Here is a 13,951-nt window from a genome sequence, read left to right on the forward strand (position 1 = left end):
TCTCTCCTGGGGACGGTTCTGGTCGGGACGGGATGGGGCCTACTGCTTCTTGGCCGCAAACAATGCGTCGAGCTTGCTTTCGAACGCGTGATAACCGATACGGTCGTAGAGTTCGGCGCGGGTCTGCATCAACTCGATGACCTCCTTCTGATGACCCTTCGCGCGGATGGAAGTGTAGACCGCTTCCGCGGCCTTGTTCGCGGCACGGAACGCCGATAACGGAAACAATTGGATGGCGACACCGACGCTCGCGAGCTCCTCGCGCGTGAACAAGGGCGTGGCGCCGAATTCGGTGATGTTGGCGAGCACCGGCACCTTGACTGCGTCGACGAAGCGCTTGTACGTGGACAGATCGTGCGCGGCCTCGGCGAAGATACCGTCGGCACCGGCCTCCACGCAGGCCACGGCGCGCTCGATCGCCGCGTCGACGCCTTCGGCCTGGATCGCATCGGTGCGCGCGATCAAAAAGAAGTCGGGATCGGTCTTGGCATCGGCCGCCGCCTTGACGCGATCCACCATCTCCGCCTTGGACACGATCTCCTTGCCCGGGCGGTGGCCACACCGCTTGGCGCCGACCTGGTCCTCGATATGGCAGGCCGCCGCACCCGCCTTGATCAGCGACTTGATGGTACGCGCGATGTTGAATGCACTCGGGCCGAAACCGGTGTCGATGTCGACCAACAGCGGCAGATCGCAGACATCGGTGATGCGACGCGTGTCGACGAGCACGTCGTCCATCGTGTTGATGCCCAAGTCGGGCAGCCCCAACGAACCCGCAGCAACGCCGCCACCGGACAGGTAGATCGCCCGAAAGCCGGCGCGCTGGGCCAGCAGCGCATGGTTGGCGTTGATCGCGCCGATCACCTGCAGCGGCTTCTCGGCGGCCAGGGCCGCGCGAAAGCGCGCGCCGGCGGAGGATGCACTGCTCATCTGGGGTCTCCTGGATACCGTGCTGCGGCAGCGTGCCGCAGCGTCCTGTCGAATGTCGCTACTGTGGCATTCCGGTATCTATTGATCAATCTTGATTGCGAAGATCAACATATCTGGCGCAAGATGGCGTTCATGCCGACACCGACCCGTGCCAGCGACTACATCGGCGCCGACGAGGCCGCCGCGCTTCTCGGCGTGACCCGCTCGACGCTGTATGCCTACGTCAGCCGTGGCCACATCCACTCGCGGGCCGGCGACGAGCCGCGCAAGCGGCTGTACCGCGTCCAGGACATCGAGCGCCTGATCGAACGCCGCGCCGTCGGACGCAGCGCCGCGCAGGGCGCCGCGCACAGCCTCGCCTGGGGACTGCCAGTGCTCGAAACCCGCGTTTCGCTGATCCGCCCCGAAGGGCATTACTACCGCGGCCGCGCCGTCGCCGAGCTGGTCGAACAGGGGCTGGGGCTGGAAGACGTTGCGCGGCTGCTGTGGGACTGCGACGAGGACGATCCCTTTGCCCTGCCGCCAGCGTCGGCGTGGCCACCCGCGGTGCGCGCGCTGCTGCGCGATCCGCGGCTGCCGGCGCTCGAACGCACCGCCGCCGCCCTGCCGCTGCTGTCATCGACGTCGGTGCGCGATCTCTCGCCGGATCCGCGCCGACGTCGCGAAAGCGCCGCCCAGCTCTTGCGCCAGACCACGGCGCTGCTCGCCGGTGTCGCGCCAGACCGGCGGCCCGCCCACGAGGTGCTCGCGCACGGCTGGCGCCCAGGCGACGCCAGCCTGCCCGAACTGGTGCGCACGGCGCTGGTGCTGTGCGCCGACCACGAGCTCAACGCCTCGGCCTTCGCGGCGCGCGTGGTGGCCTCGACCGGCGCCAGCCTGACCGGCGCGGTCGCCGCAGGCCTCGCCGCCCTGCTCGGCCCGGCGCACGGCGGCGCCACCGCACGCGCCTACGACTTCATCCAGGACGCCCTGCGTGCCGAATCGCCGCAGCGCCATGTCCTCGCCCGACTGCAACGCGGCGAGGCGCTTCCGACCTTCGGCCACCCGCTCTACCCTTCGGGCGATCCGCGCGCGCGCCTGCTGCTCGCCAAGCTCGACGCGGTGCGCCCGCGCCCGCCGCGACTGGCGCGCATCCGCCAGCTGCTCGATGCCGCCGAGGAGGCCAGCGGCCAAGCGCCGAGCACGGACTTCGCGCTGGCCGCGCTCGCCGACGTCTACGAACTCGGCGCGCAGGCCGCGCTGATCCTGTTCGCCGCCGGCCGTGTCGCCGGCTGGATCGCGCACGCGCTGGAACAGCAAGCCGGCGGCGGCCTGATCCGGCCACGCGCCAGCTACGTCGGCATCGCGCCGGCGCCGCGGCTCGAGGAGATCGAGCCTCAGTCTCCGCGCCGCCGCGGTGGACTCAGGCCACAGCCTTGAACGGCGCCGGTGCCGACACACGCGCCGGCGTGAACTCCAGGTACGGATCCTCGATCGGCGCGTCGAGCAGCATGCGCTTGTCGCGGCCATAGTGGTGCAGCACGCGCCACGGCACCGCCTTGCCCTGGCGTGGCAGCGCATCGGCGGCGCGGCGCACGTATCCGGACATCAGCGATCCGAGGATGGTCTGATCGGACTCCATCATCTCGGCCGGCGCCCGCGGCGTCACCACGGCATAGCCCTTGGCGTCCATGTGCTGGAGCAGTCGGCAGACGTACTTACAGGCAATGTCCGCCTTGAGCGTCCACGGTGCATTGGTGTATCCGACGATGAAGGCGAGGTTGGGCACGTTCTGCAGCATCACCGCTTTGTAGGTCATGACGCTGCTGGGCGGCGCCACGTGTCCGTCGATGCTGACTTCAGCGCCGCCGAACAACTGGACCTGCAGGCCGGTGGCGGTGACGATGATGTCGGCGTCCAGATGCCTGCCCGATTTCAGCTCGATGCCGGTCTCGGTGAAGGTCTCGATGTGATCGGTGACCACCTCGACCCGGCCTTTACGGATCTCGGTGAACAGGTCCGCGTCCGGCACCGCGCACAGGCGCTCTTGCCAGGGCATGTAGCGCGGCGTGAAGTGCGACATGTCGTAACCGTCGCCGAGTTGCTTGTGGACGTGCCGGATCAGCAGGCGGCGCATGAGCCGCGGCCAACGCATCGAGGCGAGATACAGCGCACGCTGGATCAGGATGTTGCGCTTGCGCGCGAGCGCGAACACCCATGCCTGCGGCAGCACCCGCTTGAGCATCGCCGAGACGCGGTCCCAGTTCGGAATCGAGAGAATGTAACTCGGCGAGCGCTGCAGCATGGTCACGTGACCGGCGCCGCCCATCGCCAGCGCGGGCACCAGGGTCACCGCGGTCGCGCCGCTGCCGATGACGACGACCTTCTTGCCCCGATAGTCCAGGCGCTCGGGCCAGTGCTGGGGATGGATGCGCAGCCCCTTGAAGCGCTCCTCCCCGGGAAAGCGCGGCAGATAACCCTGATCGTAGTTGTAGTAGCCGGTGGCGCCGATCAGCATCCTGGCGTAGAACACGCGGGTTTCGCCGCTGGCCTCGTGCAGCGCGCGCACCGTCCAGCGCTGCTCCTGGCTCGACCATGCGGCATGCGTCATCTTCAGGCCGAACTCGATTCTCTCGTCGACACCGTACTCGCGCGCCGTGTCGGCGATGTACTGGCGAATCACCGGGCCGTCGCCCATCACCTTCAGGCCCCGCCACGGGCGGAACTCGAACCCGAAGCAGAGCATGTCCGTGTCGGAGCGAATCCCGGGATAGCGGAACAGATCCCAGGTTCCGCCGATCGCGTTGCGGCGCTCGATGATGCCGACCTTCTTGTCCGGGCACTCGCGCGCCAGATGACAGGCGGCGCCGATGCCGGACAGGCCGGCGCCCACGATCAGGACGTCGTACTGCGTCATCTGCGGTCTCCTTCCGATCGCTGCCGCTTCATCGGCGGCGATGGTCGGCGACGGCGGCGCAGGTACGCCATACCCGATCGGGTGGTTCGGCCCCGACGACGCTCCGGCGGCCGCGGCGCAGTGCCAACCGTGCGCGTTCGCACCGCACCGGGGAGCGGCGAAGGCCTCGCAGGATTAAGACTTTGCCAGCTCCTCGTCCAGCACCGCGCGCAGCGCCGGATCGTCCGGCTTGGTGTCGGGCGAGAAGCGTGCAACGACGCTGCCGTTGCGGCCGATCACGAACTTCTCGAAGTTCCACAACACCTCCGGCGCCGGGTTGGGGGTGATGCCGTAGCCCTCGAGGTTCTTGCGCATGCCCTCGGCATTGCGCGTCTGGGGCTGCGCCCGGGTGAGTATCGCGTACAGGGGATGCTTGTCGGCGCCGGTCACCTTGATCTTGGAGAACATCGGAAAACTCACGTCGTACTGCGTCTTGCAGAAGCTCGCGATCTCGGCCTCACTGCCCGGCTCCTGGCCCATGAAATCATTGGCCGGAAAGCCCAGCACCTCCAGCCCCGCATCGCGCTTCTCGCGGTAGAGCTTTTCCAGTCCCTCGTACTGCGGCGTCAGTCCGCACTTGGAGGCGACGTTGACGACCAGCAGCACCTTGCCCTTGAAATCGGCCAGAGACGCCGGCCGGCCATCGATGCGCTTGAGCGCGATGTCGTGTAACTCACTCACGGTCTTGCTCCTCGTTCAGGTCTTTTTCTTGATCAACCGATACAGCACCAACAGCACCACCGCGCCGCCGGTCGCGACGAGGATGCCCTGCAGCGTGAAGCCATCGAAGCGGGCGATGCCGAGCTGCGTGCCGATCCAGCCGCCGACGAAGGCGCCGGCGATGCCGAGCACGATGGTGACGATGAGGCCGCCGGGGTCCTTACCCGGCATCAACGCCTTGGCCAAGACGCCGGCGATCAAGCCCAGCACGATCCACGAGATGATGCCCATGACCACTCCTGAGTCCGCATGCGCCGTCATCCGGCGATGTGTGGACCTTAGCGCAAATTGCGTGAGGATGCGCCCACGAAAAAGGGCGCGGAGAAGCGTCCGCGCCCTTTGACTGACCGGGCTCGGGGAGCGATCAGAGCTTGTTCGTCAGCTCCGGCACCACCTGGAACAGGTCGCCGACCAGGCCGATGTCGGCCACCTCGAAGATCGGTGCCTCCGGGTCCTTGTTGATTGCGACGATGGTGCGCGCATCCTTGATGCCGGCCAGATGCTGGATCGCACCGGAGATGCCGATCGCGAAATACAGCTCCGGCGCGATGATCTTGCCGGTCTGGCCGACCTGCATGTCGTTGGGCACGTAACCGGAGTCCACGGCCGCACGCGAAGCGCCGACACCGGCACCGATCTTGTCGGCGAAATCGAAGATCAACTTGAAGTTCTCGGCCGAGCCCAGCGCGCGGCCACCGGAGACCACGCGCGCCGCCGACTGCAGATCCGGGCGCTCCGACTTCTGCGCCTCGAGCTTCACGTAGCGCGTGTGCGCGGGCAACGCCGCGCTCACGCTGACGGTCTCGACGCCGGCCGAGCCGCCGGTGCCCACGGCCTGGAACGACGCCAGCCGCACCGTGGCGACCACGATGCCGGCCGGGGCCTCGACCGTGGTGATCGCGTTGCCGGCGTAGATCGGACGATCGAAACGGTGCGGACCGTGCACCGCCATGACATCGCTGACCTGCTGTACGTCGAGCTTGGCGGCGATGCGGGGCGCGAGGTCCTTGCCGAAGGTCGTGCCCGGCACGAAGACATGCGTGTAACCATTCTTGGCCAATTCGACGATCTGCGGCGCCAGCACCGCGGCCACCGGATGGGCGTTGGCGGCGTTGTTGACCGCCAGCACCTTGCTCACGCCATCGAGCTTGGCCGCCTGTTCGGCCACGGCGGCGGCATCTGCCGCCAGGACCGCGACGTGAATCTCGCCGCCCACGCCCTTGGCCGCGGCCACGGTCTTGGCGACACCGCCGTTGAGCTTGCCCTCGGCATGCTCGGCAACGATCAGAATCTTGCTCATGTCTGGTCTGTCCTCGATGTGCGTTTACAGCAGGCCCTTGCTCTTGAGAGCCTCGACGAGCTCGTCGGTGGTCTTGACCATGATGCCCTTGGAACGCGCTGGCGGCGGCACGGTCTTGATTGTCTTCAGGCCCGCGGCCGGGGTGACGCCCAGATCGGCGAAGCTCACCGTCTCGATCGGCTTCTTCTTGGCCTTCATGATGTCCGGCAGCTTGAGATAACGCGGCTCGTTGAGGCGCAGGTCGGTGGTGATCACCGCCGGCAGATCCACTTCCAGCGTCTCTAAGCCGGCATCGACTTCACGCGTGACCGTAGCCTTGTCACCCTCGATCTCGACCTTGGACGCGAACGTCGCCTGCGCGATGTCGAGCAGCGCGGCGACCATCTGACCCGTCTGGTTGGCGTCGTCATCGATCGCCTGCTTGCCGGCGAGGAACAACTTGGCGCCCTCCTTCTTGAGTACCGCGGCGAAGGCCTTGGCGGCGGTCAGCGGCTGCACCTCGCCCTCTTCTTTGATGTGGATCGCACGATCGGCGCCGAAGGCCAGCGCGGTACGCAGCGTCTCTTCGTTCTTCGCGCCGCCGATGGTCACGGCGACGATTTCGGTCACCTTGCCCTTCTCCTTCAGACGTACCGCTTCTTCCATCGCGATTTCATCGAAGGGGTTCATCGAGTGCTTGACGCCATCGGTGACCACACCGCTGCCGTCGGACTTCACCTGGATGCGGACGTTGTAGTCCACGACGCGCTTGACGCTGACGAGTGCCTTCATCGTTCTTCCTGTCTGGGAACTGGGAACTAAACTGCCTCTCACATGTTGGCGTAGTTCGGACCGCCGCCACCTTCCGGCGCCACCCAGTTGATGTTCTGCGCGGGGTCCTTGATGTCGCAGGTCTTGCAGTGCACGCAGTTCTGCGCATTGATCTGGAAGCGCTTGTCGCTGCCCTCGCCGACCACCTCGTAGACGCCGGCCGGGCAATAGCGCTGCGCCGGCTCGTCGTACATCGGCAGGTTCTTGGCGATCGGAATGCTCGGATCCTTGAGCTTGAGGTGGACCGGCTGGTCCTCCTCGTGATTGGTGCTCGACAGGAAAACGCTCGAGAGCTTGTCGAAACTCAGCTTGCCGTCGGGTTTGGGATAGTGGATCTTGGGCGCCTGCGATGCGAGCTTGAGCGTCGCGTGATCCGGTTTGAGATCATGGACGGTGAACGGAAACTTGCCGCCGAACCAGTTCTGCTCGATGTAGTTGAGCGCACCGCCGATCAGCGCGCCGAACTTGTGCAGTAGCGGCCCGAAATTGCGCGCGCGATACAACTCGTCGTAGAGCCAGCTCGCCTTGAACTTGGCCGGGTAGCTGTCCAACGTGTCGCCGCCCGCACCGCCGGCGAGCAAGGCCTCGGCGATGGCCTCGGCGGCGAGCATGCCGGACTTCATCGCCGTATGGTTGCCCTTGATCTTGGCGAAGTTCATCGTGCCGAGATTGCAGCCGACCAGCAGCCCGCCGGGGAACACCATCTTCGGCAGCGAGTTGAACCCGCCCTTGGAAATGGCGCGCGCGCCGTAGGCGGTGCGCGTCCCGCCTTCGAGGTACTGGCGGATCACCGGGTGATGCTTGAAGCGCTGGAACTCGTCGAACGGCGACAGGTGCGGATTGGTGTACGACAGATCGACGATCAAGCCGACCAGCACCTGGTTGTTCTCGAAGTGATACAGGAACGAGCCGCCGAGTGCGCTGGTGCCGACGAGATCGAGCGGCCAGCCGGCGCCGTGCACGACCAGACCGGGCTTGTGTTGCGACTGCGGGATCGTCCAGATTTCCTTGATGCCGATCGCGTAGTGCTGCGGGTCGGCGTCCTTGGCGAGCTGGTAATGCGCGATCAACTGCTTGCCGATGTGGCCGCGGCAACCCTCGGCGAACACCGTGTACTTCGCCCGCAGCTCCATGCCCGGGGTGAAGTCGGGCTTGCGCTCGCCTTCGCGGTTCACGCCCATGTCGCCGACGGTGATGCCCTTGACCACGCCGTCCTCGATGATCGCGGTCTGCGCGGCGAAGCCGGGATAGATTTCCACACCCATCGCCTCGGCCTGCTGCGCCAGCCAGCGGCACAGATTGGCGAGCGAGATGATGTAGTTGCCGTCGTTGTGCATCGTCTTCGGCACGAACAGATGCGGCATCTTGAACGCCGCCGTCTCGCTGCGGAAGAAGTAGATGTCGTCGCGGGTCACCGGCACGTTGAGCGGCGCGCCGCGCTGTTTCCAGTCCGGGAACAACTCATCGAGCGCGCGCGGCTCGAACACCGCGCCGGAGAGGATATGGGCGCCCACTTCCGAGCCTTTCTCGACGACGCAGACCGAAAGCTCTTTGCCGGCGGCCTCGGCGAGCTGCTTGAGGCGACACGCGGTCGACAGGCCGGACGGACCGGCGCCGACGACGACCACGTCGTACTCCATGACATCGCGTTCTACGGACATGCGTTGTGCTTCCTGGCGGGCCCGCGCACGGGCGCTCGGACTCGTGGACTTGAGGCTGACAAGCGCGGAATTGTAGTCGACCGCGCCCGGGCTCGCAGCGCCAGGCGAACAAGCCGCGCTGGCGTTGCGGCCATGCCGGGCTCAATCCGCGAGGAGTGCACGCGGAACCGACACCGGAAACTCCAGCAGCATCTGCGCAAACGCCTTGCCTTGTGGGTCGGTGCGCAGCGAGCCGGCGCCGCCGCCCCCGAGCGCGTGGTAGAGCAGAAAGTTCAGGCTGTGCGAGCCCGGCAGCTCCCAGCGCTCGACGCGTCCCTGCTCTGCGCCCGCGAGCACGTGTGCGAACCAGCGGCGCACGGCCGCGGTCGTCAGCGCGGCGCGGATGTAGGGCAAGAACCGCGGTTCACGCGCGATCACGCCGATGTTGGCGTGATCGCCCTTGTCGCCGGAGCGCGCCAGCGCGAGCCTGATCAGCGGCACTTCGACGGCGTCGTCGATGGCGAGCGCCGTTGTGCTTTCCGGCGCCTCGGGCAGCGCTATGAAACCACCTTCGGTCGCGACAGCGACGGAAAAGCGCTCGTCGCCGATCACCACTTCGATTGGCACCGCGGACTTGGGCACCAGCGTCGAGAACAGCTTGGGGATCATGTGCGGCTCGGGTCTGCCGCCGCCGAAATAGCCGGTGAAGCCCGGCGCCATGCCGGTCGCGGCCTGCGCGATCTCGCGCGCGAACAGCTTGAGCGCCTTCGGGTTCGGATGCTGGACCGCGATCTTGACGACGACCTCACGCGTGGCCCGGGCGCCGGGCCGCGCATGAGGGCCATAGCTTTCCTCGGCGCCGATGCAGTGGACATCGACACCGGAGAAATCGCCGAGCCCCGCGGCCAGCAACTGGCGCCGCACCTTGTCGACGATGGCGTTCGCCGACGCGCGCCCCTTCTTCGCCGCGTCGATGCCGCCGATCATGAACAGTGCCGCGCAGCGCATGCCCGCCGGATAGGTCGCACTGACCTTGTAGGTGTCGGTGGGCGCCTGGCCGCGCGCGCCGCTGACGCGCACCCGATGCTCGCCGACTTGTTCGAGTCGCACCTGCGTGAAGTCGACACTCACATCCGGTAGCAGGTAGGCGCGTGGATCGCCGATCTCGTAGAGCATCTGCTCCAGCACGGTGTGTACCGACACGATACCGCCCGTGCCCTCGGGCTTGGTGACGACGAATGCGCCGTCAGGCTCGACGTCGACGATCGGAAAGCCCATGTCGGCATAGCCGTCCTTGACCAGCTCCCAATCGGTGAAATTGCCGCCGGTGCACTGCGCGCCGCACTCGATGATGTGCCCGGCGACCGAGCCGGCGGCGAGCTTGTCGTAGTCGGTCTCGCGCCAGCCGAAGGCATGGATCATCGGCCCGAGCGCAACGGCCGAATCGACGCAGCGGCCGGTGACGACGACATCTGCTCCGGCATCGAGCGCCCGCGCGATCGGAAACGCGCCCAGATACGCGTTCATCGACACCAGCGTCGGCGGCATCGCCGCGCCGCTGTCGATCTCGCGGCAGTCGGCAAACTCCTTCCTGCGCGGGAGCAGATCGTCGCCCAGCACCACCGCGACCTTGAGCGCGACGCCGGCTTTCTGCGCCACCGCTTCGAGGGCGCGCTTGCACGCCAGCGGATTGACGCCACCGGCATTGGCGACCACGCGAATGCGCTGCTCGCGCAGGCGCGGCAGCAGCGGCGCCATCACGTGCTCGACGAAGTCGTTGGCGTAGCCTTCGTTGGCGTCACGCATGCGCTTGGCGGCGAGGATCGACATCGTGATCTCGGCCAGATAGTCGAACACCAGAAAGTCGATGTCACCGCGTTCGACGAGCTGATGCGCGGCGGTCGCCGTGTCACCCCAGAACGCCGAGGCGCAGCCGATGCGCAGTCGTGTGTTCATGACACAACCCCCGTCCACCCGTACAGCGCGGCCCAGAGTGGCAGCGCCGCGAACGCACCGGCGAGTAAGTCGTCGAGCATGATGCCGAATCCGCCACGGACACGGCGATCGAGTACGCCGATCGGCCAGGGTTTGCAGACGTCGAATAGCCGGAACAGCGCGAAGGCCAGGACGAGACCGCCGACAAAAGCGACCGTGGTCAGATCCGGGAACAGGGTCAGCGGCGCGGCGGCGACCAGATAACCGACGATCTCGTCGAACACGATACCGCCGTGGTCGTGCACGCCGAGCAGGCGCGCGCTCTCGCCGCAGACCCAGCAGCCGAACGCGAACAGCAGCGCGACCACGGCGGCATAGACCTGAGCGTCAAGCAGCGACAGGGGCAGGAATAGCAGTATGCCGACCAGCGTACCGAATGTCCCCGGCGCGACCGGCGACAGTCCGCTGCCAAAACCGAAGGCGATCAGGTGCTCGGGCGTCGTCAGAATCAATTGCCGCGGTGGCGGCGGCGACTTGCGTGGGCTCATGAGAAGTGACGGTAGGCGGTGAACGATGGTGTGATGCTATGCCCTTGCGCGTCGACCAGGCGCAGGCCCGGCGCCGCGTCGATGCGGCCGATGCGCGTCAGCGGCACGTCGAGCGCTGCACGAGCGCGATCGAGTGTGTCCTCGGGCAGACAGATACACAGTTCGTAGTCGTCGCCGCCGGCGAGCTGATCGGCACGGCGTGTGCCAGCGGTAGTCAGGCGCGCAAAGGCCGGTGACATGGGCAGCGCATCGACGTCGAGGGTCGCACCGACGCCGCTGGCATCGAGAATGTGCTGCAGATCGCCGATCAGTCCGTCGGACAGATCCAGCGCCGCGTGGGCGATGTCGCGCAGTGCGAGACCCGCGGCGATGCGCGGCTGCGGGCGGTCGAGACGCGCGCGCAACTCCGGCACCGCCGCGGCGCCGAGCCGCAGCGCCAGCGCCGCGTCGCCGAGCGTGCCGGTGACGCAGATCGCATCGCCGATACGCGCACCATCGCGGCGCAGGGCACGACCGGCCGGCACCTCGCCGAGCGCGGTGATCGTGATCGACAGCGCGCCGCGCGTGGTGTCACCCCCGACGAGCGCGCAGCGGTGCACGCGCGCGAGCGCCGCAAAGCCGGCGGCGAATCCATCGAGCCAGGACGCATCGGCCTCAGGCAAGGTCAGCGCCAGCGTACACCAGCGCGGCCTTGCCCCCATCGCCGCGAGGTCAGAGAGATTCACCGCCAGCGATTTCCAGCCGATGTCAAAGGGCGTGGTCGTGTCGGGAAAATGGCGGCCGGCGACCAGGGTGTCGCTGGTGACGACGAGCTCGCAGCCGCTCGACGGTCGCAGCAGCGCGGCGTCGTCGCCGATGCCGAGCACGACCCCCTCGCCGTCCAGCGTCAGCTGCGCGAAATATCGGCGGATCAGCGCGAACTCGTCCATCGCGCCGGCAGCGCTCAGGTTTCGTGCGGCCGCAACTGCCGTGCCAGCTTGTCGAGCACGCCGTTGACGAATTTGTAGCCGTCCTCGGCACCGAAGGTCTTGGCCAGGTTCACGGCCTCGTTGACGACGACCTTCCACGGCACTTCGGGCTTGTGGCGCAGCTCAAAAGCCCCGAGCAGCAGAATCGCGTGCTCGACTGGATCGAGCTGATTCAAGGCGCGGTCCAGATGCGGCACGATCTCGATGGTCAGTTCCGGCGCATGCGCGACCACGCCCGTGAGCAGTTCCTCGAAGTAAACCGGGTCCGCACGCCCCAGGCCCTCGTCCTGTTCGCGAAACTGTTTGAGTAGCGCAGCCGGTGCGGTTTCGTTGACCAGCCACTGATAGAGCGCCTGCACGGTGACACGGCGCGCCAGACCGCGGCGGCTGGGATGCGGCGCCTCGCCGCGCGCGCTGGCGCGCATGCGCGTTCCTTGGGCGCCGGCGTCTGGGCCGTTCGAGCTGCTCACTTCAAGCTCCGTGCGAATCGGATCATCTCCAGCGTCGCTGCCGCAGCCTCATAACCTTTGTTGTCGCGCCCCTTACCGGCACGCGCCCAGGCCTGCTCCACGGTATTCACCGTGAGCACACCGAAGCCCACCGGCTTGCGCGTCTTGAGCTGCACCTGCATCAGGCCGCGCGCGCACTCACCGGCGACGAAATCGAAATGCGGCGTCTCGCCACGGATCACCGCGCCTAGTGCGATCACCCCGTCGAAGCCGCCATCGCGCAGGAGCTGCAGTGCCGCCAGCGGCACCTCGTAGGCCCCGGGGGCACGGAACTCGACGAGGTTCGCCGCCGGCAAGCCCCAGTCGCGGCAGCAGGCCTTGGCCCCCTCGCGCAAGGCGTCGACGATACCGACGTTCCAGCGCGTCGACAAAAGCGCCACGCGCACGCGCGCAAACTCGCCCCTGCTGGGCCGCTCGGGTGCGGCATAGCCAGTCTTGGCATCGGCCAGCGCGGTCGATGCCGCGCCCTTCGCAGTCACTTTTTTCATCATCAATCGCAGGGCACGTAGTCGACGACTTCGAGGCCGAAGCCGGAAATGCCCTGCATGCGTTTGGGCGCCGAAAGCACCCGCATCTTGCGCACGCCCAGATCGGACAGGATCTGAGCGCCGATGCCGTAAGTCCGTAGCACCTGGCGCGGATCGTGCGAAGGCTCGTCGAGCGGCTGCTGCTTGTTCAGTGACACGATCTGCTGCAGCAACTCGCGCGAAGCCTCGGGCTTGCGCAGCAACACGATCACGCCGGCACCCTCCTCGGCGATGCGGTGCATCGCGCGGCGCAGCGGCCAGCCGAAGTCCTCGTGTTGTACGCACAGCACGTCCTGCAAGGTATTGCGCAGGTGCACGCGCACCAGCGTCGGCTGCTGCGGGTCGATCGCGCCCTTGATCAGGGCGATGTGCACGGTGTTGTCGATGGTGTCCTGGTAGGTCACCAGGCGGAACTCGCCGAACTCGGTCGTCACGTGCGTCTCGGCGACGCGTTCGACGGTGTGCTCGTTGTCGAGGCGGTAGCGGATCAGATCGGCGATCGTGCCGAGCTTTAAGCCGTGCTCGCGGGCGAAGCGCTCGAGATCGGGCCGCCGTGCCATGGTGCCGTCCTCGTTGAGGATCTCGACGATCACGGCTGCCGGTGTGAGTCCGGCCAGACGCGCCAGATCGCAGCCGGCCTCGGTGTGGCCGGCGCGGGTCAGCACACCGCCGGGCTGCGCCATCAACGGGAAGATGTGCCCCGGCTGGACCAGATCCTCGGGACGAGCATCGGGCTTGACGGCGGTGCGCACGGTGTGTGCGCGATCGTGCGCCGAGATGCCGGTGGTGACCCCGCTGGCAGCCTCGATCGACACCGTGAACGCGGTGCGGTGACTCTCTTCGTTGCGCGACACCATCTGCGGCAGACGCAGTTGACGGCAGCGCTCCGGCGTCAGCGTCAGGCAGATCAGGCCGCGTCCGTAGCGCGCCATGAAGTTGATGTCCTCGGGCCGCACGAGTTCGGCGGCCATGATCAGATCGCCCTCGTTCTCGCGGTCCTCGTCGTCCATCAAGATCACCATCTTGCCGGCCTTGATGTCGGCGATGATGTCCTCGATGGAGTCCAGTGCGCGGTCGCGTACCGCTTCCCGTACCGTTTCGATGTTGCTGACCTTGTTCATCGGTGACT

The 13,951-nt window shown here is 67.0% G+C and carries 14 protein-coding genes; 1 reads left to right on the top strand and 13 read right to left on the bottom strand.

The window, feature by feature from the left end:
• Positions 1–39: 39 nt before the first annotated feature.
• Positions 40–930 (bottom strand): methylisocitrate lyase, encoded by an 891-nt coding sequence (gene prpB / locus ABSH63_RS09170; RefSeq protein WP_352889197.1) that lies wholly within the window; start codon positions 928–930, stop codon positions 40–42.
• Positions 931–1,062: 132 nt separating this feature from the next.
• Between prpB and ABSH63_RS09175 the strand changes: the two genes are divergently transcribed.
• Entirely contained in the window at positions 1,063–2,349 is a 1,287-nt protein-coding gene (locus ABSH63_RS09175; RefSeq protein WP_352889198.1) for a citrate synthase family protein, read from the top strand.
• Here ABSH63_RS09175 and ABSH63_RS09180 read toward each other — a convergent pair.
• The 12 genes from ABSH63_RS09180 to ribBA all read right to left on the bottom strand — a co-directional run bounded on the left by ABSH63_RS09180 (position 2,333) and on the right by ribBA (position 13,943).
• The gene (locus ABSH63_RS09180) at positions 2,333–3,826 is read right to left on the bottom strand and encodes a flavin-containing monooxygenase (RefSeq protein WP_352889200.1); all 1,494 of its coding nucleotides are present in this window, start codon (positions 3,824–3,826) and stop codon (positions 2,333–2,335) included. The genes ABSH63_RS09175 and ABSH63_RS09180 overlap by 17 nt on opposite strands.
• 174 nt (positions 3,827–4,000) lie before the next feature.
• Positions 4,001–4,546 (bottom strand): glutathione peroxidase, encoded by a 546-nt coding sequence (locus ABSH63_RS09185; RefSeq protein WP_352889201.1) that lies wholly within the window; start codon positions 4,544–4,546, stop codon positions 4,001–4,003.
• A 15-nt stretch (positions 4,547–4,561) separates the two neighbouring features.
• Complete coding sequence (locus ABSH63_RS09190; protein ID WP_352889202.1) at positions 4,562–4,816, bottom strand: GlsB/YeaQ/YmgE family stress response membrane protein; 255 nt, start codon at positions 4,814–4,816, stop codon at positions 4,562–4,564.
• 133 nt (positions 4,817–4,949) lie between these two features.
• Positions 4,950–5,885 (bottom strand): electron transfer flavoprotein subunit alpha/FixB family protein, encoded by a 936-nt coding sequence (locus ABSH63_RS09195; protein ID WP_352889203.1) that lies wholly within the window; start codon positions 5,883–5,885, stop codon positions 4,950–4,952.
• 24 nt (positions 5,886–5,909) lie between these two features.
• Complete coding sequence (locus tag ABSH63_RS09200) at positions 5,910–6,656, bottom strand: electron transfer flavoprotein subunit beta/FixA family protein (protein ID WP_352889205.1); 747 nt, start codon at positions 6,654–6,656, stop codon at positions 5,910–5,912.
• Positions 6,657–6,694: 38 nt separating this feature from the next.
• Complete coding sequence (locus ABSH63_RS09205; RefSeq protein ID WP_352889206.1) at positions 6,695–8,356, bottom strand: electron transfer flavoprotein-ubiquinone oxidoreductase; 1,662 nt, start codon at positions 8,354–8,356, stop codon at positions 6,695–6,697.
• Between the two features lie 141 nt (positions 8,357–8,497).
• The gene (locus ABSH63_RS09210) at positions 8,498–10,291 is read right to left on the bottom strand and encodes an acyclic terpene utilization AtuA family protein (RefSeq protein ID WP_352889207.1); all 1,794 of its coding nucleotides are present in this window, start codon (positions 10,289–10,291) and stop codon (positions 8,498–8,500) included.
• Positions 10,288–10,818 (bottom strand): phosphatidylglycerophosphatase A family protein, encoded by a 531-nt coding sequence (locus ABSH63_RS09215; RefSeq protein WP_352889208.1) that lies wholly within the window; start codon positions 10,816–10,818, stop codon positions 10,288–10,290. Before ABSH63_RS09215 ends, ABSH63_RS09210 begins: the two co-directional genes overlap by 4 nt.
• Entirely contained in the window at positions 10,815–11,747 is a 933-nt protein-coding gene (gene thiL, locus ABSH63_RS09220; RefSeq protein ID WP_352889209.1) for a thiamine-phosphate kinase, read from the bottom strand. The genes ABSH63_RS09215 and thiL overlap by 4 nt, the downstream gene beginning before the upstream one ends.
• A 14-nt stretch (positions 11,748–11,761) precedes the next feature.
• Positions 11,762–12,211 carry a transcription antitermination factor NusB gene (gene nusB / locus ABSH63_RS09225; protein ID WP_352889210.1) on the bottom strand — a complete coding sequence of 150 codons (450 nt, stop codon included), beginning with the start codon at positions 12,209–12,211 and terminating at the stop codon, positions 11,762–11,764.
• 41 nt (positions 12,212–12,252) lie between these two features.
• Entirely contained in the window at positions 12,253–12,783 is a 531-nt protein-coding gene (gene ribH, locus ABSH63_RS09230) for a 6,7-dimethyl-8-ribityllumazine synthase (protein ID WP_352889211.1), read from the bottom strand.
• A 2-nt stretch (positions 12,784–12,785) separates the two neighbouring features.
• Positions 12,786–13,943 (bottom strand): bifunctional 3,4-dihydroxy-2-butanone-4-phosphate synthase/GTP cyclohydrolase II, encoded by a 1,158-nt coding sequence (gene ribBA, locus ABSH63_RS09235; RefSeq protein WP_352889213.1) that lies wholly within the window; start codon positions 13,941–13,943, stop codon positions 12,786–12,788.
• Positions 13,944–13,951: the final 8 nt, after the last annotated feature.

This window comes from Sinimarinibacterium thermocellulolyticum (assembly GCF_040327995.1).
In the GTDB taxonomy this organism is placed as follows: Bacteria; Pseudomonadota; Gammaproteobacteria; order Nevskiales; family Nevskiaceae; genus Solimonas; species Solimonas thermocellulolyticum.

Bases quoted from the DNA above. Each gene is read 5' to 3' on its own strand.
- ABSH63_RS09200 (WP_352889205.1), bottom strand. From the start codon at position 6,656: ATGAAGGCACTCGTCAGCGTCAAGCGCGTCGTGGACTACAACGTCCGC.
- ABSH63_RS09195 (WP_352889203.1), bottom strand. From the start codon at position 5,885: ATGAGCAAGATTCTGATCGTTGCCGAGCATGCCGAGGGCAAGCTCAAC.
- ABSH63_RS09215 (WP_352889208.1), bottom strand. From the start codon at position 10,818: ATGAGCCCACGCAAGTCGCCGCCGCCACCGCGGCAATTGATTCTGACG.
- ribBA (WP_352889213.1), bottom strand. From the start codon at position 13,943: ATGAACAAGGTCAGCAACATCGAAACGGTACGGGAAGCGGTACGCGAC.
- ABSH63_RS09210 (WP_352889207.1), bottom strand. From the start codon at position 10,291: ATGAACACACGACTGCGCATCGGCTGCGCCTCGGCGTTCTGGGGTGAC.
- ABSH63_RS09175 (WP_352889198.1), top strand. From the start codon at position 1,063: ATGCCGACACCGACCCGTGCCAGCGACTACATCGGCGCCGACGAGGCC.
- ribH (WP_352889211.1), bottom strand. From the start codon at position 12,783: ATGAAAAAAGTGACTGCGAAGGGCGCGGCATCGACCGCGCTGGCCGAT.
- ABSH63_RS09205 (WP_352889206.1), bottom strand. From the start codon at position 8,356: ATGTCCGTAGAACGCGATGTCATGGAGTACGACGTGGTCGTCGTCGGC.
- thiL (WP_352889209.1), bottom strand. From the start codon at position 11,747: ATGGACGAGTTCGCGCTGATCCGCCGATATTTCGCGCAGCTGACGCTG.
- nusB (WP_352889210.1), bottom strand. From the start codon at position 12,211: ATGCGCGCCAGCGCGCGCGGCGAGGCGCCGCATCCCAGCCGCCGCGGT.
- ABSH63_RS09180 (WP_352889200.1), bottom strand. From the start codon at position 3,826: ATGACGCAGTACGACGTCCTGATCGTGGGCGCCGGCCTGTCCGGCATC.
- prpB (WP_352889197.1), bottom strand. From the start codon at position 930: ATGAGCAGTGCATCCTCCGCCGGCGCGCGCTTTCGCGCGGCCCTGGCC.
- ABSH63_RS09190 (WP_352889202.1), bottom strand. From the start codon at position 4,816: ATGGGCATCATCTCGTGGATCGTGCTGGGCTTGATCGCCGGCGTCTTG.